At 67.2% G+C, this 22,699-nt stretch carries 22 protein-coding genes; 7 read left to right on the top strand and 15 right to left on the bottom strand.

The genetic code is table 11. The features are described from left to right. Positions 1 to 158 precede the first annotated feature (158 nt). Positions 159 to 797 carry a LysE family translocator gene (locus tag ACTG4X_RS24660; RefSeq protein WP_093082051.1) on the bottom strand — a complete coding sequence of 213 codons (639 nt, stop codon included), beginning with the start codon at positions 795 to 797 and terminating at the stop codon, positions 159 to 161. Further along, entirely contained in the window at positions 785 to 1,090 is a 306-nt protein-coding gene (locus ACTG4X_RS24655; RefSeq protein WP_177192894.1) for a DUF2917 domain-containing protein, read from the bottom strand. The genes ACTG4X_RS24660 and ACTG4X_RS24655 overlap by 13 nt, the downstream gene beginning before the upstream one ends. Positions 1,091 to 1,242: 152 nt before the next feature. Here ACTG4X_RS24655 and ACTG4X_RS24650 point away from each other — a divergent pair, with 152 nt between their 5' ends. Then, on the top strand, positions 1,243 to 2,682 hold the full coding sequence (locus ACTG4X_RS24650) for a PLP-dependent aminotransferase family protein (protein WP_440532138.1): 1,440 nt from the start codon (positions 1,243 to 1,245) through the stop codon (positions 2,680 to 2,682). Here ACTG4X_RS24650 and ACTG4X_RS24645 read toward each other — a convergent pair. After that, complete coding sequence (locus ACTG4X_RS24645) at positions 2,668 to 3,333, bottom strand: TetR family transcriptional regulator (protein WP_440532137.1); 666 nt, start codon at positions 3,331 to 3,333, stop codon at positions 2,668 to 2,670. The two genes, ACTG4X_RS24650 and ACTG4X_RS24645, sit on opposite strands and share 15 nt — an antisense overlap. Positions 3,334 to 3,415: 82 nt before the next feature. Between ACTG4X_RS24645 and ACTG4X_RS24640 the strand changes: the two genes are divergently transcribed. Both ACTG4X_RS24640 and ACTG4X_RS24635 read left to right on the top strand, forming a co-directional pair. Then, positions 3,416 to 4,081 carry an O-methyltransferase gene (locus ACTG4X_RS24640; protein ID WP_307614885.1) on the top strand — a complete coding sequence of 222 codons (666 nt, stop codon included), beginning with the start codon at positions 3,416 to 3,418 and terminating at the stop codon, positions 4,079 to 4,081. A gap of 148 nt (positions 4,082 to 4,229) precedes the next feature. Next, positions 4,230 to 5,438, top strand: a complete 1,209-nt coding sequence (locus ACTG4X_RS24635) for an MFS transporter (protein ID WP_440532136.1) — start codon at positions 4,230 to 4,232, stop codon at positions 5,436 to 5,438. Here ACTG4X_RS24635 and ACTG4X_RS24630 read toward each other — a convergent pair. The 6 genes from ACTG4X_RS24630 to ACTG4X_RS24605 form a co-directional block, all read right to left on the bottom strand. Next, on the bottom strand, positions 5,401 to 5,742 hold the full coding sequence (locus ACTG4X_RS24630) for a hypothetical protein (protein WP_440532135.1): 342 nt from the start codon (positions 5,740 to 5,742) through the stop codon (positions 5,401 to 5,403). The genes ACTG4X_RS24635 and ACTG4X_RS24630 overlap by 38 nt on opposite strands. Before the next feature lie 36 nt (positions 5,743 to 5,778). After that, positions 5,779 to 7,086 (bottom strand): c-type cytochrome, encoded by a 1,308-nt coding sequence (locus ACTG4X_RS24625; protein ID WP_440532134.1) that lies wholly within the window; start codon positions 7,084 to 7,086, stop codon positions 5,779 to 5,781. Then, positions 7,083 to 9,431: a molybdopterin cofactor-binding domain-containing protein gene (locus ACTG4X_RS24620; protein ID WP_440532133.1), complete on the bottom strand. Its 2,349-nt coding sequence runs from the start codon at positions 9,429 to 9,431 to the stop codon at positions 7,083 to 7,085. Before ACTG4X_RS24620 ends, ACTG4X_RS24625 begins: the two co-directional genes overlap by 4 nt. Next, complete coding sequence (locus tag ACTG4X_RS24615; protein WP_093082065.1) at positions 9,326 to 9,829, bottom strand: (2Fe-2S)-binding protein; 504 nt, start codon at positions 9,827 to 9,829, stop codon at positions 9,326 to 9,328. Before ACTG4X_RS24615 ends, ACTG4X_RS24620 begins: the two co-directional genes overlap by 106 nt. A 164-nt stretch (positions 9,830 to 9,993) precedes the next feature. Beyond that, on the bottom strand, positions 9,994 to 10,215 hold the full coding sequence (locus ACTG4X_RS24610) for a DUF1059 domain-containing protein (RefSeq protein WP_093059467.1): 222 nt from the start codon (positions 10,213 to 10,215) through the stop codon (positions 9,994 to 9,996). A 19-nt stretch (positions 10,216 to 10,234) separates the two neighbouring features. After that, entirely contained in the window at positions 10,235 to 11,296 is a 1,062-nt protein-coding gene (locus ACTG4X_RS24605) for a class I SAM-dependent methyltransferase (protein WP_440532132.1), read from the bottom strand. Between the two features lie 143 nt (positions 11,297 to 11,439). Between ACTG4X_RS24605 and ACTG4X_RS24600 the strand changes: the two genes are divergently transcribed. Continuing rightward, positions 11,440 to 11,910 carry a helix-turn-helix transcriptional regulator gene (locus tag ACTG4X_RS24600; protein WP_093059471.1) on the top strand — a complete coding sequence of 157 codons (471 nt, stop codon included), beginning with the start codon at positions 11,440 to 11,442 and terminating at the stop codon, positions 11,908 to 11,910. Between the two features lie 34 nt (positions 11,911 to 11,944). Here the strand turns inward: ACTG4X_RS24600 and ACTG4X_RS24595 are convergent, their stop codons facing one another. Together ACTG4X_RS24595 and ACTG4X_RS24590 are read right to left on the bottom strand one after the other, a co-directional pair. Beyond that, the gene (locus ACTG4X_RS24595; protein ID WP_093059473.1) at positions 11,945 to 13,258 is read right to left on the bottom strand and encodes an MFS transporter; all 1,314 of its coding nucleotides are present in this window, start codon (positions 13,256 to 13,258) and stop codon (positions 11,945 to 11,947) included. A 67-nt stretch (positions 13,259 to 13,325) separates the two neighbouring features. Next, positions 13,326 to 14,966, bottom strand: a complete 1,641-nt coding sequence (locus tag ACTG4X_RS24590; protein ID WP_440532131.1) for a GMC family oxidoreductase — start codon at positions 14,964 to 14,966, stop codon at positions 13,326 to 13,328. Positions 14,967 to 15,080: 114 nt separating this feature from the next. On the opposite strand from ACTG4X_RS24590, the gene ACTG4X_RS24585 reads away from it, so the two are divergent. Beyond that, positions 15,081 to 15,899, top strand: coding sequence for an IclR family transcriptional regulator (locus tag ACTG4X_RS24585; RefSeq protein ID WP_440532130.1), 819 nt, complete (start codon positions 15,081 to 15,083; stop codon positions 15,897 to 15,899). A gap of 16 nt (positions 15,900 to 15,915) precedes the next feature. Here ACTG4X_RS24585 and ACTG4X_RS24580 read toward each other — a convergent pair whose 3' ends face one another. Next, positions 15,916 to 16,971 (bottom strand): DNA methyltransferase, encoded by a 1,056-nt coding sequence (locus tag ACTG4X_RS24580; RefSeq protein ID WP_440532129.1) that lies wholly within the window; start codon positions 16,969 to 16,971, stop codon positions 15,916 to 15,918. After that, positions 16,964 to 18,136 carry a hypothetical protein gene (locus tag ACTG4X_RS24575; protein ID WP_440532128.1) on the bottom strand — a complete coding sequence of 391 codons (1,173 nt, stop codon included), beginning with the start codon at positions 18,134 to 18,136 and terminating at the stop codon, positions 16,964 to 16,966. The genes ACTG4X_RS24580 and ACTG4X_RS24575 overlap by 8 nt, the downstream gene beginning before the upstream one ends. Before the next feature lie 115 nt (positions 18,137 to 18,251). On the opposite strand from ACTG4X_RS24575, the gene ACTG4X_RS24570 reads away from it, so the two are divergent. Next, on the top strand, positions 18,252 to 19,475 hold the full coding sequence (locus tag ACTG4X_RS24570; protein WP_440532127.1) for a DUF2252 domain-containing protein: 1,224 nt from the start codon (positions 18,252 to 18,254) through the stop codon (positions 19,473 to 19,475). Positions 19,476 to 19,497: 22 nt separating this feature from the next. After that, entirely contained in the window at positions 19,498 to 20,265 is a 768-nt protein-coding gene (locus ACTG4X_RS24565) for a hypothetical protein (protein ID WP_440532126.1), read from the top strand. A 122-nt stretch (positions 20,266 to 20,387) separates the two neighbouring features. Here ACTG4X_RS24565 and ACTG4X_RS24560 read toward each other — a convergent pair whose 3' ends face one another. Together ACTG4X_RS24560 and ACTG4X_RS24555 are read right to left on the bottom strand one after the other, a co-directional pair. Further along, positions 20,388 to 21,185: a sulfite exporter TauE/SafE family protein gene (locus ACTG4X_RS24560; RefSeq protein ID WP_093082085.1), complete on the bottom strand. Its 798-nt coding sequence runs from the start codon at positions 21,183 to 21,185 to the stop codon at positions 20,388 to 20,390. After that, a complete protein-coding gene (locus tag ACTG4X_RS24555; RefSeq protein WP_440532125.1) occupies positions 21,182 to 22,699 on the bottom strand; it encodes an AMP-binding protein in 1,518 nt (505 codons plus the stop codon). The genes ACTG4X_RS24560 and ACTG4X_RS24555 overlap by 4 nt, the downstream gene beginning before the upstream one ends.

Raw genomic sequence — 22,699 nt, 5'->3', positions numbered from 1 at the left:
GATAGGCGAGGAACGGGAGCACCAGGCCCGTCCCGAGGCTGCGTACTGAGGCCTACGGCACTACAGGCGCAGCGCCGTCTGACGCAGGTCTACCCTGAACTGCGTCTGAAAGTAACCAATGATTCGCGGCGGATACAAAGATCCGCCCGCAAGGCGAGCTAAGCGCCCGGCCTTTGGGAGATCGCCAGGCGCGCGGCCAGGCCGGCCAGCACCGAGCCCATCGCATAGCGCTGCACGGCCAGCCAATGCGGGTTGTGCTCGAACCATCCGGCAATGCGGGAGGCAGACATCGCCATGGTCAGCAGCACGACAAAGCTGATCGCGATCTGCGTGGCGCCGAGCATCAGGCTCTGCGCGAACAAGGAGCCGTGCTCCGGCGAAATGAACTGCGGGAACAGCGAGAGATAGAAGAACGCGACCTTCGGATTCAGCAGGTTCGTCAGCAACCCCATGACGAAGAGCTTGCGGGGCGAGTCGTGCGGCAGCTGCCGCCCCTGGAACGGTGAGCGCGCGCCGGGCCGAACAGCCTGCCAGGCCAGGTACGCCAAGTACACAGCGCCCGCCCACTTCAGCAGCTCATACGCCAGCGGCACGGTCACGAACAGCGCCGAGAGGCCCAGCGCGGCCGCCATCATGTGCGCGACGAACCCGGCGAGCACGCCGAGCAGCGAAACAAAACCGGCCTGTCGACCTTGGCAGATCGACCGCGAGATCAGATACACCATGTTGGGCCCGGGCGTGATGGCCAGCAGAACCACGGCACCGGCAAAGATCGCCAGATCGGTCAGGGGGACCATGGCAGCCTCCGTGCGGAAGACGACGTGACGATGCGCAGCACCGCGGCGCTTGCGCCATCGCTCTGGACCACGACCGGCCCGTTGTGATGCAGCAGCAGCGATTCGCCGCTGGCGACGAAGTGGTCGTCGAGGTCGCCGGGTTCGGTGAGCCACACGCGGCCGCTCGTCACTTCGAGGCGTGCGCCGGCGCGGTGGCGCAGCGTGCGCGCCTCGCCGATGGGTAGCGTCATGAGAGACGGGGCGGATGCGCCGTGGCGTGTTCCGGGCGATGGGGTGTGGGTGAGTGTGTTCATGGACTCGACAGTAGAGATCGGGCGTCGAGCCGCACAGCCACAGGTATTCGCCATCTGGAGTGGTACAGACCGGGCGAAGCCGCATCTGTGCCAGTCGCGGCGGCCGTCATCTGTACCTGTCGGGCCACTTCGGCGCGGTACAGAATGCGGCCATGCCCGAGCACGACCAAGCCGAGGTGCTGTACCTGCAGATCGCCGAATCGATCGCCATGCCGATCCGCGCCGGCACGCTCGCGCGGGGCGAGCGCATTCCGTCGGTGCGCGAACTGGCGCGGCATCACAGCGTGTCGCTGGGCACGGTGGTGCAGGCCTATCGCATGCTGGAGGATTCGCGCCTGATCGTCGCGCGGCCGCGCTCGGGCTACTTCGTCGCGGCCCGCCCGCCGAGGCCGCCCGAGCCAGAAACCTCGAACCCGCCTGCGGACTCGATGGCAGTGGACGTCAGTTCGCTCGCCGCGCGCGTGATGCAGCTCGCGCACGACCCGGGCTACGTTTCCTTCGGCGCCGCATGCCCGAGCGCCGACCTGTTTGCCGAAGAGCGCGTGCGCCGCGCAACCAGCCGCGCCGTGCAGCGCCATCGCGCAACGCTCACCCAATACATCGTCGGCTCCGGCGATGAGAGCCTGCGCCGCGCAATCGCGCGCCATGCGCTGCGCATGGGCTGCCAGCTCGACGCGCGCGACATCGTCGTGACGAACAGCTGCCTCGAGTCGATCACGCTCTGCCTGCGCGCGGTAACGCAGCCCGGCGACGTGGTCGCGCTCGAATCGCCGACGCTCTTCAGCTTTCTGGAGATCCTCGAAGACCGGCACCTGCGTGCGCTGGAAATTCCGACGCATCCGCGCACCGGAATCTCACTCGACGCGCTGCAGCTGGCCTTCGAAACGCAGCCGGTGAAAGCCGTGCTCGCCGTACCCACGCTCTCCAATCCGATGGGCGCGAGCATGCCGCCGGCCGACCGGCGCCGCCTCGCGCAGATGGTTGCCGAACGCGGCATCCCGCTGATCGAGGACGTCACCTACAACGACCTTGCCGAGCAGGACGAGCAGCGCCGTGCCGTGCGCTCCTTCGACACCACGGGGCACGTGATGCTGTGCTCCTCGTTCTCCAAGACGGTCGCACCCGGGCTGCGATTAGGCTGGGTCGATGCCGGGCGATGGGGCACGAAGGTCGCGCGCATGAAGCAGGTGACCAGCGGCAGCCAGTCGGCGATGCTGCAGCGTGCAATGGCCGACCTGCTGATGCAGCCGGGCATCGAGGCCAACTACCGCCAGATGCGCTCGACCATCGCGGCGCGCGTCGATGAAGTGCGCGGGCTCATCGCACAGCACTTTCCGAAGGGCACGCGCGTCACCGACCCTCCAGGCGGGTTCATCCTGTGGGTCGAACTGCCGCACGGCACCGATTCGCTCGCGCTGTTCCAGGCCTGTCTTGCCGAGGGCATCGTCATTGCTCCAGGCACGATGTTCAGCGCCACGAACCACTTTCGCCACTGCATCCGGCTGGGGCTCGCCGGCCGCTGGGACGATGCTCATCGCCATGCACTGCGGCGTGTGGGCGCGTTGGCGGAGGACATGTCAACGCTGCGCTGAACGACTGGTGCGTTTCTTCTGGCCGTGCCCGAGGCTTTGGAGGTACGCGCAGAACATGTCGGCCATGGCGTCTGCGTAGGCTTCGATCTCCGCGTCGGTTCGCGGGCTTTCCGAGAACTGCTTTCCCACCGCGCTGAACGTCGTCGTGATCAGGTCGCCGGCCAACGCGCGCGTGGCTTCGGAGGCATCGGGCAGGGCCTCCTGCATGAAGGCCTGCACGGTGCGGTCTCCGGCGGCCCTGGCCTCATGCGCCTCGGGTGCGTCCCGGTAGAGCGGGGCGGCGTCGCTCAGCGCCACGCGCATTCCGGCTTCTTCGCACTCCGAGCGGATGAAGGCGTGCACAAGCATGCGCAGCCGCTCCAGCGGCGGCCTTTGTGCGTCTTCGAGGATGCCGCACAGCATCTCCGTCGTCTGCCGCCATTCGTCGCTCTGGAGGCGAAAGAGGATCGACGCCTTGTTCGGAAAGTACTGATACACCGACCCGACACTGACGCCGGCCCTCTCGGCCACTCGCGTGGTGGTGAAGCGGTTTGCGCCTTCCTTCGCCAAAACCTGAAGGGCGGCTTCGAGGATCGTGGCGACGAGCCCGGTCGAGCGGGCCTGCTTGGGCTGTCTTCTAGAGGAGATCGGTGCGCTTCGGCGTTCGGTCATCGGTGGGGCTCGCAACGCGAATAGGAAATGTGAATGTTCCTTCATATTATGAGCACTCGTTCACTCCAACACGAAGACCCCTGTGACAACCCTGACCACCACACCGCTCGCGCCCTTGCTGGAGCGCCTGTTCGAAGAGGCCGCCGCCGCGTCGCCTGCAATGAGCTCCGCGGTCGCCGATCTCTCCAGCGAAGAGCGCACGCGCCTGATGCGCAGCAAGACCGACTACCTCGACTTCTACGCAAAGCTGAAAGACGTTCCGCTCCCCGTCTCGCGCGAGACCGGCGCGCTGCTCTACATGCTGGCGCGCAACAGCGGCGCGCGAACCGTCGTCGAGTTCGGAACCTCGTTCGGCATCTCGACCCTGCACCTCGCCGCGGCCCTTCGGGACAACGGCGGCGGCCGCCTCATCACCACCGAGTTCGAGCCGTCCAAGGTGGCGAGGGCTCGCCAGAACCTGGCGGCCGGCGGCCTCGACGACCTGGTCGAAATCCGCGAGGGAGACGCGCTGCAGACGCTTGCCGCCAACCTCCCGGATTCGATCGACCTGCTGCTGCTCGACGGTGCCAAGGCGCTCTATCCCGAGATCCTGGAGTTGGTCGAGAGCCGCCTCCGGCCGGGCGCTTTCATCGTCGCCGACAACGCCGACTACAGCCCCGACTACCTGGCGCACGTGCGCTCGCCGGAAGCGGGCTACATGTCCACGCCGTTCGGCGGAGATGTCGAGCTGTCGATGCGGCTCGGCTGACAACAACACCAGCGCGGACACAGCGTCCGCAGTGCCAGTCGCACTGGCCGTAAGCGTCTGACGTCAAGCAACGCACTCAACGATCCTCGTCGGTCGGAGTGCGTTCGTTTGCGCGCTTCCGTCGATGGGGAACAGCCTGGACAACACCATGACTTCTCAATCGACACCGTCGACAACATCTTCGACACGTCACCCGGCGCAGGGCCGCCTGCTGCTGCTGACGGCCATCCTCTTCATTTCCTATCTTTGCGTCGGCATGTCATTGCCCATCGTGCCGATCTTCGTGACCGGGCGGCTGGGGCTCGGCAATGTGTGGGCCGGGCTCGGCGTCGGCATCGCCTTTCTTGCGACTGTCGTCAGCCGGGCGCATGCCGGCAGCCTTTCGGACCGTCGCGGGGCCAAGGTCGCGGTGGCGCGCGGGCTGGCTTTCTATGTGGGCGGGGCGGTGGTCTCGCTGATTGCGGGGCTGTCGTTTCTGGCGCCGTGGACGGCCTTCCTGATCCTCATCGCAGGCCGGCTGCTCATCGGGCTTGGCGAGAGCCTTGTTGCGGTCGGCGTGATCGGCTGGGGGATCGGCCTCGTCGGTCCCGCCCGTTCGGGGCAGGTGCTGGCATTGGTCGGCGCCGCCATCTACGGCGCACTCGCCGTCGGCGGGCCTGTCGGCCTGGCATTGCTCGACCGGTTCGGATTTGCCGGTGCGATGGGCGTCAGTGCGATCCTGCCCTGCCTCGGGCTGCTGACCGTCTGGCGCATCGCAGGCGTTGCCGCGCACCCTGGCACAGAGCGCCCGCCGTTCTGGCGCGTGATCGGCAGGATCTGGCCGCACGGTTCCATCGTCTGCCTCCAGGGCATCGGCTTCGCCGCGATCGGGGCGTTCTTCACGCTCCATTTTCTGGATCAGCACTGGCGCTATGCCGGGCTGGGCCTGACAGCCTTCGGCAGCGGATTCGTTCTGGTCCGCGTGCTCTTCGGCCATCTGCCGGACCGCGTGGGCGGCCTGCCCGTGGCGATCGGATCGCTCGCCGTCGAGACGCTCGGCCAGGTCCTGATCTGGAGTGCAACCGATCCGGTGCTTGCCCTTGTCGGCGCGTTTCTCACAGGGCTCGGCTGCTCGATGATCTTTCCGGCCATGGGCCGCGAAGTCGTGCGCCTTGTGGAGCCGCATCTGCGCGGCACGGCGCTGGGCGGGTTCTCGGCATTCCAGGACATCGCCTACGGCCTGACGGGTCCCGTGGCCGGGCTTCTGGCCGACCGGGCGGGTTACAGCGGCGTCTTCCTCATCGGCGCAGGTGCGGCGGCGGCGGGTCTCGTGATTGCGATCAGTCTCCGCCGGGTGCAGAGAGTTGCTCCAGGTTGATTTCGCAGGCCGCCTTCAAAGCGGCCGCGACCTTCTCCGGCTCCAGGCGCAATTCCGCGATGTCGCGCTCCCCGACGCAGAAGCCGTCGAGCCGTACGTAGATGCGTGAGAAGTCGCCACCGAGTGCCCGCGCCACGTCGCTCAGGCAGTCGGCAAGCGTGGCGAAGCCGCCGTCGCGGTACGAACTGGGCGGTATCACGCCCTTGGACCGGGGCGCGCGAACGGAATACGCGTACGCCGCCGCTTCCTTCCGGAGCTCCACCACGGGCTGCAGGCAGCGTTGAACTTCCCCGGTCTTTTTCATGGACTCAGTTTAGATGCGGCGCTGCGCCCCATCCAGCTAGCGCGTGCGCTGCTTTGCAACGAATTCCGGCGTCACCGTGCCCTGCTTGTTGCCGAACTGCGCGATGACGTAGTTGGCGAGCGCCGCGACTTCGGTATCGGTGTAGGCCTTGCCGAACGCCGGCATGTAGACCTCCCTGTCGTGCACGTGCATCCTCACGCCCTGCAGGATCATCTGCGTGATGTTGGAGCCGTCAGGGTCGTTCACGCCGCGCGTTCCAAGCAGCGACGCGTTGGCGGTCTGCTGGCCCTGTCCGTTCCACTGGTGGCAGCTCGCGCATGCCGCCGCGAAGAGCCTCAAGCCTTGCTCGTGGCCTTCGGCCGTGTTGGCGGCAGGCGCCGCCGCGCTCGCGGCCACGGCCCATGGCGCCTTTGCGTCGACCTCGATCGGGTCTTTGCCGGCCTTGGCGGGCACCGTGCGCAGATAGCTCACCAGCGCCGAGGCGTCCTCCGGCTTCAGGTACTGCAGGCTGTGCTCCACAGCCTCGCCCATGGGGCCAGAGGCCGAGCCGCGGCCATCGGCGTGCCCGGTCGTCAGGTACGAGGCAATCTCTGCATCGCTCCACGCGCCGATGCCGTTCTTCGCATCCGACGTGATATTGTAGGCGCGCCAGCCCTGGATCGATTCGCCCGCGAGGTTGTTGCCCGCATCCATCGCGAAGGCGAAGTTGCGCGGCGTGTGGCATTCCGCGCAGTGGCCCAGCGCCGTGGCGAGGTACTTGCCCTGGTTCCACGCAAGCGGCTTCGACGCGTCGGCCTCGAACCGGCTGCTCTTGAAGAAAGCCGCGTTCCAGAAGCCCATCGCCCAGCGCTGGTTGAACGGGAAGCCCAGGTCGGCCTCCTTGTTCGGCTGGTTCACCTTGGGCAGGCTGAAGATGTAGGCCTTGATCGCGAGCACGTCGTTGCGGCTCAGCGTGGTGTACGAGGTGTACGGGAACGCCGGGTACAGGCGTTTGCCGTCGGCGCGTACGCCGTCGTGCAGCGCGCGCACGAAGTCGTCGTCGCTCCATTTGCCGATGCCCGTCTCTGGGTCGGCGGTGATGTTCGACGAGTAGATCGTGCCGAAGGGCAGCACGAAGGGCAGGCCGCCCGCAAAGGGCTGCCCCTTGCCGCCGGGCACCGTGTGGCACGCGATGCAATCGGCGGCCTTGGTGAGGTATTCGCCGCGCACGAGCAGCGCCGCGTCGCTGGGCGCGCCGGCCAGCACCGGCGCCTCGCCCTCGGACTTGTCGGTGCGGTTCAGGAAGAAATACAGCGCCGCCCCAACGACGAACACCGCCACCAGAAATTTGAGAAGCCGCTTCATGCTGCGCTCCTTTCGCCAAGCCCTGCACTGGCGATCTTTTTCTTCAGCGCTTCCTTGTCCTGCGCCAGCAGCGCGCGGTTCACCGGCAGCTCGCGCAGGCGCACGCCCGTGGCCGCGAAGATCGCGTTGGCCAGCGCCGGTGCGGCAATGGCCGTGCCGACTTCGCCGAGCCCGCCAGGGGCCTCGCCGCTCTTGACGGTGTGCACCTCTATCGGCGGTGCCTCGTTGATGCGCAGCATCCGGTAGTCGTGGAAGTTGCTCTGCTCGATGGCGCCGTCGCGCACCGTGATCTCGCTGAACAGCGCCGAGCTCAGCCCGAACAGCAGCCCGCCCTGGATCTGCGCCTCGATGGAGCTCGCGTTCACCGCAATGCCGCAGTCGAGCCCGACCACCGCGCGCCGCATGCGCACTTCGCCCTGCGGCGTGACCTCGGCCTCGACGATGGCGCACACGCGGCTGCCGAAGGCATCGCCCACCGCCACGCCGCGCCCGACACGCGCCGGCAGCGTGCCTTGCCCCCAGCCGATCTTGCTTGCCGCCAGGTCGAGCACCGCGAGCGTGCGCGGGTTCTTCTTCAGCATGGCGCGCCGGTAGGCCACCGGGTCTTTCTTCGCGCGGTGCGCCAGTTCGTCGATGAAGCTCTCCATCACGAAGAGGTTGTGCGTCGGACCCACGCCGCGCCACCAGCCGACGTTCAGGCCGGCCGGCATGTCGTGCCGTACCCATTCGACCTTGAGGTTCGGCAGATCGTAGCAAGGCTCGGCAACGCATTCGATCAGGTCGCCGTCCATGCCGTCCTTGCCCATGAAGGCTGGAGCCCAGCGGCCCAGCACCGTGCCGCCCGAGATGCGGTCGCCGAACCAGAGGATCTGGCCCTCGCCGTCGACCACGGCCGAGATGTCGTCGTGGTACATCGGCCGCACGATGTCGTGGCGGATGTCTTCCTCGCGCGTCCACACCACCTTGAGCGGGTAGGGCACCTGCTTGGCGAAGGCCACGGCCTGCTCGACCGAATCGGTCTCCAGCCGTCGGCCGAAGCCGCCGCCCAGGTACTGGTTGTGCACCACGACCTTGTCTTCGGCCAGGCCGGTGATCTTGGCCGCGGCGCTCACGCAGCGCGTGGGCACCTGCGTGCCGACCCAGATCTCGCACTGGTCGGGCCGCACGTGCACCGTGGTGTTGAGCGGCTCCATGGTCGCGTGGGCCAGCATCGGAAGGTCGTAGGTGGCCTGCACCAGCGTGCCCTCGGGCCGCTTGCCGGCTTCCTTGCCGATGATGGCCTTGTCTTTCGCCAGCGCGTTGGCCAGCGCCGCACGCAACTGCTGCGTGGTGAGCGTGGCGTTCTGCCCCGGCGTCCACTGGATCTTCAATGCATCGAGGCCCCGCTTCGCGGCCCAGAAATGCTCGCCCACCACGGCGACCGCGTCCTTGATGCGCAGCACGTCGATCACGCCGGGAATCGCCCGCGCTGCCTTGTCGTCCACAGAGGCCAGCACGCCGCCGAGCGTGGGGCTGGCCTTGACCGTCGCCACCTTCATGCCCGGCAGGCGCACGTCGATGCCGAATTGGGTGGTGCCGTTGACCTTGCCCGCCGAATCGACGCGCCGCAGCGGCTGGCCGATCAGCTTGAAATCCTTCGGCTCCTTCAGCGTCACCTTTTCCGGCATCGGCAGCTTGGCGGCGGCGCTGGCAAGCGCGCCGAAGCCGAGCTGCCGGCTGGATGCCGCATGGCTCACCACGCCGCGCGCGACCGTGCAGCTCGCAGCGTCGACCTTCCACTGCGCGGCGGCGGCACTCACCAGCAGCGTGCGCGCCACGGCGCCAGCTTCGCGCAGCACGCCATAGGTGCCGCGCGTGCTGGTCGAGCCGCCGGTGATCTGCCCGCCGAGCAGCGGCATGCCGTAGAGCGCCTCGTTCGGCGGCGAATGCTCCACGCGCACCTGGTCGAGCTCGACGCCCAGTTCCTCGGCCAGCAGCATCGCCGAGCCGGTGTAGATCGCCTGGCCCATCTCGGCCATCGGCATCACGAGGCGCACGCCGCCGTCGGCATCGATGCGGATGAAGGCATTCGGCGCGAATGCCGGGTTGCCGTCGGCGAGCGCGGCGGCCGCGTCGGCCGGCTGCTGCCTGGGGCTGATCGCGGCGAAGGCCTTGCTGCCTCCGACCCAGGTGAAAGCCAGCGCAAGGCCGCCGGCCTGCAGGGCGGCGCGCCTGCTGATGCCACCGATGCCGGCGGCCTTCACGATGCGCTCCTTGCTGGCATCGCGACCACCGACTGCAACACTTCGGCCTTGCCGGTGGCGGCCTGCTTGATGGCCGCACGAATGCGCGAGTAGGTACAGCATCGACAGACGTTGCCCGACATGGCCAGGTCGATGTCGGCGTCGCTCGGGTTGGGCGTGCGCTGTATCAGCGCGGCCGCGGACATGATCTGGCCCGACTGGCAGTAGCCGCACTGCACCACGTCGACATCGAGCCAGGCCTTCTGGATGCTCTTGCCCGCAGGCGTCTGCGAGACGGCTTCGATGGTGGTGATGGCCTTCTTGCCGATGGAGCCGACCGGCAGCACGCATGAGCGCACGGGCTGGCCGTCGAGGTGCACGGTGCAGGCGCCGCACTGCGCGATGCCGCAGCCGAACTTGGTGCCGGTCAGGCCGACGATGTCGCGCAATGCCCAGAGCAGGGGCATGTCCTCGGGCGCGTTGAGGGCAACGGACTGGCCGTTGATGTTGAGATCGATCATGGGCCCCGCCTTTTTTCTGGTTCGCCGTGGGTGGCAGCGCGAACCATAACGCGACTTCGGAAAGTGCGCTGGGCGGGCAGGGCAACGCTCAACCGGGTTACCCGGATTTCATCGACGGGCGCCTATCGAAAGCACCCGAAGGTATTCATCGCCGCGCAGGATCGTCAGGCGGGCACCTTCTGCGCGGGCGCCTGCAGCGGCGGCGTGCCGGTCTTGAACAGGCTTGCCAGCTGCGTGCGCAATTCCGGCGTGTCGGCATGGCCGTGGACGGCCACGGCGTGCTGCACGGCAGCATCGAGCAGTTCGCTCTCGGAGTCGGCAGATAGCGCGACGCTGCAGTTCGTCGTGCTCGGGTACTCGCGGCAGTCGATGTATTGGCGTGACATGGTGGCTCCTGGAATGTCCTTACGGATGTGCTTCGAAGATCAGGTTGAACGGGGTCTCGCTGGCGCGGCGGAAGTGCGAGAAGCCGCCTTGCGTGACCACCTCGCGAAGGCGCGCTTCGCCGGCCTGCGCACCCAGGCAGAGGCCCACTTCCTGCGAACGCGAGGCCGGCGTGCAGATGAAGCTCGAGGCCGAATAGAACACGCGCCCCACGGGGTTGATGTTGTCCTCCAGCCGGTCGTTGGCAAAGGGCTCGACGATCATCCAGGTGCCCTGCGGCTTCAGGCTGCGCCGCACGTGCGCCGCCGCGCCGACGGGGTCGCCCATGTCGTGCAGGCAGTCGAAGACCGCGACGAGGTCGTAGTTTTCTCCGGGGAAATCCTTGGCGCTCGCGACCTGGAAGCGCAGGCGCTTTTCATCGTCGACACCGGCCTTGCGTGCCGTTTCGCGGGCGCGTTCGATCGAAGGCGCGTGATAGTCGAAGCCGATGAAGCTGGACTCGGGATAGGCCTGCGCCATCAGCAGCGTCGATGCACCGTGCCCGCAGCCCACGTCCGCCACGCGCGCGCCGCGCTTCAGCAGGGGCTCGATGCCTTCGAGCGCCGGGATCCACTGGCTCACCAGGTTGGCCGCGTAGCCGGGCCGGAAGAAGCGCTCGGTGCCATGGAAGAGGGCCGCATCGTGCTCGTGCCAGCCGATGCCCAGGCCCGTGCGCATGGCCTGGACCATCTTGGGAATGATCTTGAACTGCGCCACCGCGATCTGGAAGGCGCCGGGCACGAAGGCCGGGCTGCCTTCCTCGGCGAGCGCGAAGGCCTGTTCCTCGGTCAGCGAGAACAGCTCGCCTTTGGGGTCGTACTCGACGTAGCCGCTGGCGGCCTGGGCCGAGAGCCATTCGCGCAGGTAGCGCGGATCGGTCTCGGTGCGGCGGGCCAGTGCCTCCGCGGTGGAGGGGCCTTCGGCCAGCGCCTTGTACAGGCCGAGCTGGTCGCCGACGACGATGGTTGCCGCGTGCATCACGGCGCCGATGTCGTGGACGAAGTTACCCATGAACGCGTTAAGCCGTGTTTCGTCGATAGCCATGTGTATCTCCTTCGCCGGTGGGCGGCCCGCGCGCCCCCCGCCTGCCTATACTGTTCGCGGCAAAGGGCCTGCAAGCATCCTGCGTCTCGATGCGTGCAGGCGCCATACGCAGCAATGCGTATGCACCGTGAAAGGGGCATGCCATGACGAACCTGACGCGCAACAATCGCGCGAGCGCACTTCGCCTGCTGGCGCAACTGGAGTCCGGGCATTCGCCCGTGCGGCATCACGGCGCCGGCAACGATGGCTTGCGCGCAACCCACCGCATCGCAACAAAGTCGCCGGGCCGGCGCGAATTCCGCCGCGCTGCGCTGCAGGCCGACTACTACCGGCGCGCGGGGTTGGAGCACGCGGTGGCGGTTGCCTTCCTGTACCGGCTGGCCTGCCGCGCCGAGGCGCCGTTGCCCGAAGCACCGCCTGCCGGCCTCACGCCCCGCGAGGGCGACGTCATGCACTGGCTCTCGCGCGGAAAGACCGACGCCGAGATCGCCGCCTTGCTGGAGATAAGCCCACGCACCGTGCACAAGCACCTGGAGCATGTGTACGTGAAGCTGGGCGTCGAGACGCGCACGGCGGCCGTGATGCGTGCGCTCGGCATGGACAGGAGCCCATAGGGAAGGAGCAGCCGGGGCCGGCCGGCCCTCGCCGTCAGCGCGAGGCCACCGCCACCGGCGCATCGGCCGGCGAGGCAGATCGCCCGATCATCCACGCGCACACCGCCGACACCACGCCCGCGAACAGCACGTACAGGCAGATCTGCCACGGCTCGCCGCCGCCAGATTTGAGCAGCGCGGTCGCGATGATCGGCGTGATGCCCGAGGCGAAGATGCCCGAGAACTGGTAGACGAAGCTGATGCCCGTGTAGCGCACCTTCGCATCGAACAGATCGCAGAACAAAGCAGCCTCGGGCCCATACACAGATGCATACAGGATGCCGAAGGGCACGATGATCGACAGCCAGATCAGCATCACGTTGCCGCCGCTGTGCGTCATGAGCCAGAAGCCCGGGAACGCCGACACCGCAGTAATGAGCGAACCCCACATGTACACCCGGGGCCGCCCCAGCCGGTCGGACATGCGCCCGAAGAAGGGAATGGCAAAGCACATCACCACGGCCGCCGCCATCACGCCCAGCAGCGCTTCGGTGCGGCTGATCTTGATGGTGGTCGTGAGGTAGTTGATGGAGAACACGCCGAAGATGTTGAAGAACACGCCGTCGATGTAGCGCGCGCCCATGCCCTTCAGAACATTGCCCGGGTAGCGCCGGATCATGTCCATGAACGGAATGCGCAGCTCGGCGTTGCGCGCCTTCACGGCCGCGAACTCGGGCGTTTCCTTCACGTGCAGGCGGATGTACATGCCCACCATCACCATCGCGCCGGAGATGAGAAAGGCGATGCGCCAGCCCCAGGCCAGGAACTGCTCGTCGGTGAGCAGCGACGACAGCAGCGCCACCACGCCCGAGGCCAGGCACAGGCCGATGGCCAGCCCGATCTGCGGCAGCGAGGCATAGAAGCCGCGCTTTTCCTTCGGTGCGTATTCGTACGCCATCAGCACCGCGCCGCCCCATTCGCCGCCCAGGCCGATGCCCTGCGCCACGCGAAGCAGCAAGAGCAGCAGCGGCGCCGCGATGCCGATCTGCGCATAGGTGGGCACCAGCCCTATGAGGAAGGTGGCCACGCCCATGATCATCAGCGTGATGATGAGCATGCTCTTGCGGCCGATCTTGTCGCCGAAGTGGCCGAAGATCACGCCGCCCAGCGGCCTCGTGACAAAGCCCACCGCGAAGGTCGTGTACGCCAGCAAGGTCGACACCACCGGGTCGCTGCCCGGAAAGTAGAGCTTGTTGAACACGATGCCGGCCACTACGCCGTACAGGAAGAAGTCGTACCACTCGATGGTGGCGCCCACCAGGGCAGAGACCACCACCCTGCGAATCGCTTTCTCGTCGCTTGCGCTCATGTCGTTGTCTCCGATGAGGTTGTCGTGGCGGCCTCTGCGGGCCTTGGGTTTGCAAAAAACAAAAAACTCAGTGCGCGGCTGCAGCCGCTCTTGCGTCCTCTCTGATCAGGTCGACGGCCTTCTCGGCCATCATCACGGCGGGTGCGTTGGTGTTGCCCGACACCAGCGTCGGCATCGCCGAACAGTCGATCACGCGCAGGCCCGCCACGCCGTGCACGCGCAGGCGCGCATCGACCACGGCGAGCGCATCGCTGCCCATGCGGCAGGTGCCGGTGGGGTGGAAGATGGTGGCGCCGTTGTTGCGGCAGAACTCCAGCAGGTCGGCGTCGCTCGCGGCATCGGGTCCGGGCTTCACCTCACGCTTCACGTAGGGGCGCATTGCGGGTGAATCGGCAATCGCGCGCGCGGCCTTCACGCCGGCCACAGTGGTCGCGCGATCGAGCTCGGTGGCGAGATAGTTCGGCTGCATCTCCGGCGGCTCGGCCGCGTCGAGCGAGCGGATGCGCACATGGCCGCGCGACTCCGGCCGCAGCTGGCACACCGACATCGTGAAGCCCGAGTACGGATGCACCTTGCCGCCTGCCATGTCGGCCGAGAGCGTGGCCACGTGGAACTGGATGTCGGGCGTGGCCGCCACCGGCTGGCCGCTTTCATCCTTCAGCGCGCGCATGAAGCAGCCGCCCTGGTTGATGCCCACCGCCAGCGGGCCGGTGCGGTGCATCAGCCATTCCAGCCCCATGCCCATCTGGCCGAACCAGGAGTTGAGCTGGTCGTTGGTGGTGATGGGCTTGGTGCATTCGTAGCCCAGGCGAATCTGCAGATGGTCTTGCAGGTTCTTGCCCACGCCGGGCAGCTCGTGCACCACCGGGATGCCGAAACGATCGAGCAGCGCGCGCGGCCCGATGCCCGAGAGCTGCAGCAGCTGCGGCGACTGGATCGAGCCGGCCGACAGCAGCACCTCGGCGCGGCAGCGCGCGGTCTTCAGCTCGCCGCCTTGCCGGTACGTGACGCCGGCGGCGCGCTGGCCTTCGAACACCAGCTTCTGCGCCATCGCCTCGGTCTCGATGCGCAGGTTGGGGCGGCGCTTCACGGCCGGCGTCAGGTAGGCCTTGGCCGTGCTGCAGCGCCAGCCCCTGTGCGTGGTCAGCTGGTAGTAGCCCGCGCCTTCCTGCGCGGCGCCGTTGAAGTCGTCGGTGCGCGGCACGCCTGCCTGCCCGGCGCCGTCGATGAAGGCCTCGATTAGCTCGTGCTTCGCGGCGATGTCCGAAACCCTCAGCGGGCCGTTGCCGCCGTGGAAGGCGTCACCGCCGCGCTGGTTGCCTTCTGATTTGATGAAGTAGGGCAGCACGTCGTCGTAGCCCCAGCCGGCGTTGCCCAGCGCGGCCCAGTGGTCGTAGTCCTCGCGCTGGCCGCGGATGTAGATCAGCCCGTTGATCGCGCTCGATCCGCCCAGCGTCTTGCCGCGCGGCCAGTAGATGCGCCGGCCGTTCATGTTCGGGTCGGGGTCGGTCTCGAAGCGCCAGTTGTAGGTGGGGCTCCACATCGTCTTGCCGTAGCCGATGGGCAGGTGGATCCACAGCGAGCGGTCGGCAGGCCCTGCTTCGAGCAGCAGTACGCGCGTGGCCGGGTCTTCGCTCAGCCGGCCGGCCAGCACGCAGCCGGCCGAGCCGGCGCCGACGACGATGTAGTCGAACTCTTCTTCAGGCATGAAGGGGTCCTGTAGGGGCCTGTGGGGTCCGGGAGTGGAACAATCGCTTCGCTCGGCCGCATCCTAGGCTAATGATTTTCGGAACGCAATGTTCCATTTTTAAGGTTTACCCGCATGCCCCGTTCCGCGCGCACGTCTGCCGCAGTGATCTCAGCAGTGATTTCTCCAGAGGAGGCGGAGTCCGCTTCCGGCTCCGGTTCGTCGGCCGAGCGCAGCCTGCGTCTGCTGGCGCTGCTGGCCAACGAAGGCCGCGCGCTCACGCTTGCCGAACTGGCCGCGCAGCTCGGCCTGCCCAAGGGCACGGCGCACCGCATCTGCACCCAGCTGCTGGCCACCGGCTTCCTGGCGCGCGACGTGGACGAGCGCTCGTTCAGTGTCGGCCCCGCGCTGCGCAAGCTCGCCTTCGACACGCTGAACCACGGCGTGGTGCGCGGGTTGCGGCACGAGGTGCTGTCGGAACTGGTGCGCCAGGTGGGCGAAACCTGCAACCTCACCACGCTCGATGGTGCGCAGGTGCTCTACCTCGACCGCGTGGAAGCGCAATGGCCGCTGCGGCTGACGCTCGACGTGGGCTCGCACGTGCCGCTGCACTGCACCGCCAGCGGCAAGCTGTTTCTCGCGCAGATGCCGAAGAAGGAGCGCGATGCGCTCATCGACAAGCTGCCGCTGGAACGCATGACGGCCAACACCATCACCAAGGCCGCTGCGCTGCGCACCGAGTGCGAGGCGATTGCGAAGAGTGGTTACTCGTGCGACCGCGAAGAGTTCATCGCCGGGTTGGTGGCCGTGGCCGTACCGGTGTGCGATGCGGCGGGCGCGGTGCGCGCCGCGCTGGCGGTGCATGCGCCGACCGCGCGCATGTCGATGGACGATGCAGTGAAGCGCATCGATGCGCTGAAGGCGGCGGCGACGAAGATGAGCGGGCTGCTCTGAGCTTGCCGGCCTGCTCTTACTCTTCGTAGCCGATGTCCAGCCTCACCATGGCGCCGGCGCTGTCGATTCTTTCCGCGCGGAAGTAATAGCGCCCGCGGTAGCTCTCGAAATGAAGGGGAAGGGCGACGGGTTCGTCCCAGCTCGTCAGCGCGAAGCCCTGGTTGCGCAGTTCATGCAACAGCGCATCCAGGCGCTGTGGATCGGGGTCGACGCGAATGTCCGCATCGGCCGGCGATGTGCCTTGCGGGTCGTGCAGCCATCGCGCGAAGCTGCCGATCAGGGTGAAGACATGGCCCTGTGTGCGGAGGGCGTCGAGCAACCGGGCCGTGCCCTCCAGGTCGATGCGCGCGCGCTGCTTGCGAAACACCAGCGCGTATTCGTGGCGGCGATCCGTGCGCGCTGGGAAAGCTTCGCTGACGGCAGTCGCTTCGCTCTCATGCGGATAGATCAGCACACGCTCTTCTTCCATGGTGAAGAGCGCACCGAGGATGCGTGCGAGATCGAAGGCTAGGGGCAGCACGCGATCGCCGAGGCGAATGTTCTGCACCATCGCAATGCAATGGCCGCCTTCGCGCAAGCGCGTGCGAACGGCGTGGAACACGTTGCGCAGGCCCTCCAGGTGCTGCGCATAGCTGCGGCTGTCGTAGAGCTGCGAAGCCGTGGAGGCGCCCGACCACTGGCATCCGAAATAGGGCACGTTGGTAAGGCAAAGCTCGAAGGGCTGCAGCGCGGCGGTGTCGAGCGTGTCGCATGAGCCGTGCAGCAGGGTGATGTCGCTGTCGCCGATGCCGTGGCGCGTCAGCCGTTCGTGTGTGAGCTGAATGCGGTCCGCGTCGATTTCGCAGCCTGCCGCCAGTCGGTTTTCCAGGCGCGCCGCAAGCAAGGTCGTGCCAAAGCCCGCGAAGGGATCGAAGACCGTGTCGCCGCGCTGCGAGAACTGGCGCACGAACGGCGTCATCTGCTCGACCCACCCGCAGTCGCGCGCGCCCAGCGGGTCGCGCGCACGCAGGTCGTCGGGCAGGCGGTGGAGCGGCGACTCGTGGTCGAGCATCAGCCAGCTGTGGCTAGGCATCGGCATGCACCTGCATCGAACGGGTGTCGAGCAGCACGTCGCGCCCGGGCTCCCAGCCGGCGCACAGCCGTCCATCGGGAAAGTAGACCAGCTTGTAGATGTCTTCAGTCGCATGGCGCGCGTGCATGGCGCCGTAGTCGGAACTCTCGAAGATCACGGACAGGCCATTCGCGGTGCGCAGGCGCAGGTTCCAGAAGTAGTAGCCCTCGGTCAGGCTCTCGACCGTCCATCCGCGCGAGACGGCGGCGTCGTCGAGGCAGGCTGTCAGCAGCGCGTCCATTGGCACCCGCTGGGCGTGCAGGTAGCGCGCCGTGGCGTTGTCCCGGTAGCTGCCGTCGAGCCGGGAGAACTCACGAAAGACGACAGTGCCTGCGCCGCAGTGCTGCTGCGCCCACGAGAGATAGGCCGAGACGTCCTGCGGCCGTGCGATGCCGCTGCACTGAAGAATGCACACCAGGCGCAACGGCATCGCATCGGCCAGTTGCCGTGCAGTGCGTTCGAATACCACCTGATCGCTGATTTCCAGCCCGGGCCTGAAACGCATGATGGCCTGGTTGGTTGCACCTTCGTGGTGGTGGCGGGACAGTTCGAGCCAGCTCAGTCCGAAGTCTTGCAGCGCACGCTGCAGGATGGCACTGCCTGTCTTTGCAAAGCCGGCACCGTTGGTGTACAGCACGCGGTCTTCGACGCGTGGGCCGTCGCTTGCTTCGGCCGCGGCCAGCGTGGCCAGCAGTTGCAGCATCCAGCCGGCGTCGTCGCTGGTCTCCAGGCCCGAGAGCGACCACGAGAGCGGCACGCCGCGCAAGGCCCGAAGCGCACGGGCAAGACCGTCGAAGTACGTGCCGTCCGGCCGCAGCCGGGAGGCCGGCACACCGCCATCGGCCTTGCGAAGATTTTCCGAGCAGAAGCCGCAGCGCGCCGAGCATGGCTGAACGGCCGCATAGGGCGTGAAGGTCAGGGGTTGCGCAAGGCGCCGCCGGACACCGCCAATGGTGTGCGAGTGCCAGCGCGCCGCCTGCCGTGGGTCGGGCGCACGCAGGTTGACCTGCGCGGCGGCGGCGCGCAGGCGCTCGAAGAACGGAGAGCTTGCGCTGCGTGGCAGATCGGCGACGGCCACGCTGCCCATGGGGACGGTGAGGGCGCGCGTGGCACTGTCGGAAGGCATTGCGGAAGGCATGTCGGGCGGAGGAGCCAGGAGTCGATGCACCCGCAACGATACGACACCGCGCCGCGCGCGTTGAACGAGAATCTGCCGCTCACCAACCGGGAGAAGCAACGCCATGGCGAATGTCGTCAAAACCATCCGCAACTTCAACGCCGGTCGCGACCCCGAGCGCCTGGCGATGAAGTACGAGAAGCTGCGCTCCAGTCCGTTTGTCTTCCTGCGCGGTACCTGCCACCTGTTCTACGACCGCCTGCCGGCCGATGCGCTGTTCGTCAAGGCGCCGACGGCATGGCTGTGCGGCGACGCCCATCTGGAGAACTTCGGCAGCTACAAGGGCGACAACCGGCTCGCGTACTTCGATCTCAACGACTTCGATGAAGCGGCACTCGCGCCGGTGACGTGGGAGCTGGTGCGCTTCCTCACGAGCATCCTGGTGGCCGGCGACAGCCTGCGCGCCTCGCGCGACGATGCGAATGCGCTGTGCAAGGTGTTTCTTGAAGGCTATGCCGGCGCATTGGCGCTCGGCAAGGCCCGTTGGGTGGAGCGCGACACAGCCAGTGGCCTGATCCATGAACTGCTCGCGAAACTCAAGGCCCGCAGCCGCCCCGATTTCCTGAACAAGCGCACCGAACGGAAGAACGGTCGCCGAAGCATCCTGCGCGACGGCGAGCATGCATTGCCAGTCGACAAGGTCGGGCGTGAACGGGCGAAGAATCTGATCGGCGCATTCGCGGCAACGCAGGACAACCCCGACTTCTTCAAGGTGCTCGACGTGGCGCGGCGCATCGCCGGCACCGGCAGCCTGGGCGTGGAGCGCTATGTTGTCCTCGTCAAAGGCAAGGGATCGCCCGACGGCAACTACCTGCTCGACCTGAAGCAGGCACCCGTGTCGTCGCTAGTGCCGCACCTGAAGAAGATCAAGCAGCCCGCATGGCCGTCGAATGCGCACCGCATCGTGGGGCTGCAGCGCCGCATGCAGGCCGTGTCGATGGCCTTCCTGCACCCGATCGTCGACGGCAAGTCTTCCTACGTGCTGCGCGACCTGCAGCCCAGCGAAGACCGGGTGACCCTCGACGTGCGCCACACCGGGCTCGACCAGGTCCGCGACGTGATCGGGGAGATGGGGCAGATGATGGCCTGGGCGCACCTGCGCAGCTCAGGACGCCAGGGTTCGGCCATCGCGGATGCGCTGGTCGACTTCGGCGCTTCGGCGAAGTCGTGGCGGCGCGACCTGCTGGATGCGGCGCACCAGTGCGCGGCGCAGGTCGAGAGCGACTGGGAGGTCTACAGCGAGGCTTATGACGCGGGGGCGATGGTGCCTGCGAAGGCGAAGCCCTAGTCGTGCTACTCCTATGAACTCAATGACTGACAACGCGCCCAAGCCCTCAAAGCCTCTGCCTGAAAAGAAATACTGCTTGCGGAGCGAGTCGAATGGCGACGACATCGTCCTATTCTTTGATTTGGTCGAGGGGCTGCCCGACGGGTGTGTCGAAAAAGAAGGCACCGAGACCGAAGACTTGCTCCTTGTCATCGAAGGCATGGAGGCGCCGAAAAACTGCCCGGCGTTGAGAGAGGGGGCTGTCTACACGATCTGCAGAGTCATCGGTGATATCGAGGTGGACGTCGCGGGAATCCATTGCAAGCAACTGCTGCATCGCGCGGGAACGCGTCACCATTGGCTCATCTCGGTTGGCTGGGCCCGCATGCCGCTTGCTCTTATCCTGGATGCTTGGCTGGGCGGCGTTCCCGTTGGGTGGCGTGCGCTGAATCCGTTGTACAGGCCCTCGTGGATCGAGGCCTGCATGAAGTTGGCTGCATCTCGAAACTGGCGGCAGGTACTGGTAACAGAGCGTGTGGTGCTGAGCGTGACAGGGCTGCAAGCAATAGAAGACTTTTATTGCCATCTGGGGGAAGCGCTCTTTGGTGATTGGGGTTATGCGGGTAACAGCAACCTCGATGCCTTCGAGGAAGTGCTGAGAGCCAACCAACCCGAGCGCATCCTGTTCTGTATTCCGGACGAGGCTGGGTTTGACGCGTTCCTTGCGCGAACTACGGGCAGACCAGACTACGCCACTGTCTTCAAGCAGATCGTCATTGAGGCCGGAGCTCGTCTGAGCACGGCGTGTTAAAGCTGGAGGGTTTACAGCGAGGCCGTTGAAACTAGGCGTGGCCCGGACTTCGCCTGCACCGGGCGGCTGACGCATCTACCCGTTCGGCACCTGAGCATTTCCGCGCCCGTGAGGGGGATGGCTCACCCGATCAGCCCCACCACCGACCGCACCACACTCACCAGCGCCAGCGCAATCAGCAGATTCAGCACATGCCTCCTGAACTGCTCCGGCGACACGCCCTTGAACGAACGCTGTCCGTACCAGATGCCGGCAAGCATCGCTGGTGCGAGCCACAGCGCCCACTTGAGCGTGTCCGGCCCCAGCAGGTTGCCGGACGCGTGGGTTGAAGAAGGCATCAGCGCCGCGCAGATCAGCGACACCACGTCGCTAAACAGCAGCAGCGCAATCAGCGTGGCCCGCAGCGCGGCCGGTGCCATCTTCGCCGTGCTGAGCAACACCGCGATAGCGATGCCGCCGATGGCCGCCACGCCATTGATGAAGCCAGAGGCCAGCCCTGCCGCCAGCCGCACGCCGCGCGTGGGCACCAGCGTGACGTGCGCGCCGCCGCGCAGCAGCAGCGCGGCCGCCATCAGCAGCGCGCCGATCAGCAGGCGCAGCGGCGTCTCGGGCAGCCATGCGAGCAGCGCCACGCCGATGGGAATGCAGATCAGGTTGCCCAGCATCAGCCAGCTGAGCCAAGGCATGTCGACATCGCGCGCGATGCCGCGCAGCTGGCTCAGGCTTGCCAGGATTTCGAGCATGAAGATCGCGGGCACGACCAGCGCGGGCGACACCACCAGCGACATGCCCGCCACGGTGATGGCCGAGAAGCCGAAGCCCGCGAAGCCGCGCACGATGCCCGCCGCGAAAACCACGCACAGGCTGTAGACCAGCGTTACCGGCGCCAGCGGCGGCACCAGCAGTTCAGCCGCCGTCATACCTCGAAAAGCGGCAACAGCTTCAGGCGCTGCACCTTTCCAGAGGGGCCGCGTGGCAGGTCTTGCACGAAGCGGTAGTGGCCGGGCGCCTTGTAGCGGCCGAGCGCGGTGGCGCTGAACTCGCGCAGCTCGTCTTCGGTGCAGGCGCAGCCTTCGCGCAGCACGATGCACACGCCGATCTCCTGGCCGTAGTGGCGGTCGGGCACGCCTACGGCAGCGGCTTCGAGCACGGCGGGATGTTGCAGCAGGGCTTCGTCGATCTCGCGCGGCGCGATGTTCTCGCCGCCCTTGATGATCAGCTCCTTGATGCGGCCGGTGACGAAGAAGAAGCCGTCCTCGTCGCGATGGCCGAGGTCGCCGGTGCGCAGCCAGCCATCGGGCGTGAAGCTTGCGCGGGTGGCTTCCTCGTTCTTGTAGTAGCCGAGCATCACGTTGGGCCCGCGGATCACGATCTCGCCGGTCACGCCGGTGGGCACAGCTGCGAGCTTGGCATCGACCACGCCGGCCATGCAGCCCGACGCGCGGCCCACCGAACCGAGCTTGCGCGCGGCCGGGTCCATGGGGTTGGAGAACGAGGGCGCGGCCGTCTCGGTGAGGCCCATGGTTTCGACGATGCCGATGCCGAACATCCGCTCGAACGCACGCAGGTGCTCGGGCGGCAGCGCAGCCGATGCCGAACGGCAGAAGCGGATGGCCAGCGTCTGCGCCAGCGGCGGCTTCGGGCCTTCGAGCAGGTACGAGATCATGGTGGGCACCACGTTGATCCAGCTGCACTGCGTTTGCGTGGCCTGCTCCCAGAAGCGGCCGGCCGAGAACTTCGGTGGCATCGCCAGGCTGCCGCCGTGCGCGAGCGGCGCGAGCATGGTCACGGCAAAGGCGTTGATGTGATACAGCGGCAGCACGGCGAGCACACGGTCGGAGGGGCGCAGCGCGTGCTCGACGCTGATGGCGTGCGCGTTGGCCGCGAGGTTGCGCTGCGTGAGCATCACGCCCTTGGGCACGCCCGTGGTGCCGGAGGTGTACATCAGCAGCGCGACGGCATCGGGCGAGGGCGGCGGTGTGTCGACGGCCGGTTCTTCCTCGTCGGGCAATGCATCGCCTTCGGGGTCGACCACGACCAGCGTCACGGGCCGGTCGAAGCCTTCGACGATGCCGCGCACACGCTCTTCCCACTCGGGCGCAACGCAGACCACACGGCAGTCGGAGTGCGAGAGCACATAGCGCATCTGCTCCGGCTGCGAGAGCAGGTTGACCGGGTTCACGCAGAAGCCGCCGTGCATCGCGCCCAGCAGCAGCCGCAGGGTCTGCAGGCCGTTGGGCATGACGACGGACACCGTGTCGCCGGGCTGCATGCCGAGGCCGCGCAGCACGGCCGCCACGCGGCGGCAACCGGTCGCGAGCTCGCCGTAGCCCAGGTGGCGTTCGGTCTCGGTGGCGCGGGCATACACCGCGTGCGGCTGCTGCCGCGCCTGTTGCTCGATCAGCGCATGAACCGTTGTTGCAGCCGCCGTCAT

Source organism: Variovorax sp. YR566 (assembly GCF_051992195.1).
GTDB lineage: Bacteria > Pseudomonadota > Gammaproteobacteria > Burkholderiales > Burkholderiaceae_C > Variovorax.
This window is presented reverse-complemented; position numbering and strand designations above follow the sequence as displayed.

Excerpts from the sequence above, each read along its gene's own strand:
- ACTG4X_RS24660 (WP_093082051.1), bottom strand. The coding sequence starts at position 797 with ATGGTCCCCCTGACCGATCTGGCGATCTTTGCCGGTGCCGTGGTTCTG.
- ACTG4X_RS24655 (WP_177192894.1), bottom strand. The coding sequence starts at position 1,090 with ATGAACACACTCACCCACACCCCATCGCCCGGAACACGCCACGGCGCA.
- ACTG4X_RS24650 (WP_440532138.1), top strand. The coding sequence starts at position 1,243 with ATGCCCGAGCACGACCAAGCCGAGGTGCTGTACCTGCAGATCGCCGAA.
- ACTG4X_RS24645 (WP_440532137.1), bottom strand. The coding sequence starts at position 3,333 with ATGACCGAACGCCGAAGCGCACCGATCTCCTCTAGAAGACAGCCCAAG.
- ACTG4X_RS24635 (WP_440532136.1), top strand. The coding sequence starts at position 4,230 with ATGACTTCTCAATCGACACCGTCGACAACATCTTCGACACGTCACCCG.
- ACTG4X_RS24630 (WP_440532135.1), bottom strand. The coding sequence starts at position 5,742 with ATGAAAAAGACCGGGGAAGTTCAACGCTGCCTGCAGCCCGTGGTGGAG.
- ACTG4X_RS24625 (WP_440532134.1), bottom strand. The coding sequence starts at position 7,086 with ATGAAGCGGCTTCTCAAATTTCTGGTGGCGGTGTTCGTCGTTGGGGCG.
- ACTG4X_RS24620 (WP_440532133.1), bottom strand. The coding sequence starts at position 9,431 with ATGCTGTACCTACTCGCGCATTCGTGCGGCCATCAAGCAGGCCGCCAC.
- ACTG4X_RS24615 (WP_093082065.1), bottom strand. The coding sequence starts at position 9,829 with ATGATCGATCTCAACATCAACGGCCAGTCCGTTGCCCTCAACGCGCCC.
- ACTG4X_RS24610 (WP_093059467.1), bottom strand. The coding sequence starts at position 10,215 with ATGTCACGCCAATACATCGACTGCCGCGAGTACCCGAGCACGACGAAC.
- ACTG4X_RS24605 (WP_440532132.1), bottom strand. The coding sequence starts at position 11,296 with ATGGCTATCGACGAAACACGGCTTAACGCGTTCATGGGTAACTTCGTC.
- ACTG4X_RS24600 (WP_093059471.1), top strand. The coding sequence starts at position 11,440 with ATGACGAACCTGACGCGCAACAATCGCGCGAGCGCACTTCGCCTGCTG.
- ACTG4X_RS24595 (WP_093059473.1), bottom strand. The coding sequence starts at position 13,258 with ATGAGCGCAAGCGACGAGAAAGCGATTCGCAGGGTGGTGGTCTCTGCC.
- ACTG4X_RS24590 (WP_440532131.1), bottom strand. The coding sequence starts at position 14,966 with ATGCCTGAAGAAGAGTTCGACTACATCGTCGTCGGCGCCGGCTCGGCC.
- ACTG4X_RS24585 (WP_440532130.1), top strand. The coding sequence starts at position 15,081 with ATGCCCCGTTCCGCGCGCACGTCTGCCGCAGTGATCTCAGCAGTGATT.
- ACTG4X_RS24580 (WP_440532129.1), bottom strand. The coding sequence starts at position 16,971 with ATGCCTAGCCACAGCTGGCTGATGCTCGACCACGAGTCGCCGCTCCAC.
- ACTG4X_RS24575 (WP_440532128.1), bottom strand. The coding sequence starts at position 18,136 with ATGCCTTCCGACAGTGCCACGCGCGCCCTCACCGTCCCCATGGGCAGC.
- ACTG4X_RS24570 (WP_440532127.1), top strand. The coding sequence starts at position 18,252 with ATGGCGAATGTCGTCAAAACCATCCGCAACTTCAACGCCGGTCGCGAC.
- ACTG4X_RS24565 (WP_440532126.1), top strand. The coding sequence starts at position 19,498 with ATGACTGACAACGCGCCCAAGCCCTCAAAGCCTCTGCCTGAAAAGAAA.
- ACTG4X_RS24560 (WP_093082085.1), bottom strand. The coding sequence starts at position 21,185 with ATGACGGCGGCTGAACTGCTGGTGCCGCCGCTGGCGCCGGTAACGCTG.
- ACTG4X_RS24555 (WP_440532125.1), bottom strand. The coding sequence starts at position 22,699 with ATGACGGCGGCTGCAACAACGGTTCATGCGCTGATCGAGCAACAGGCG.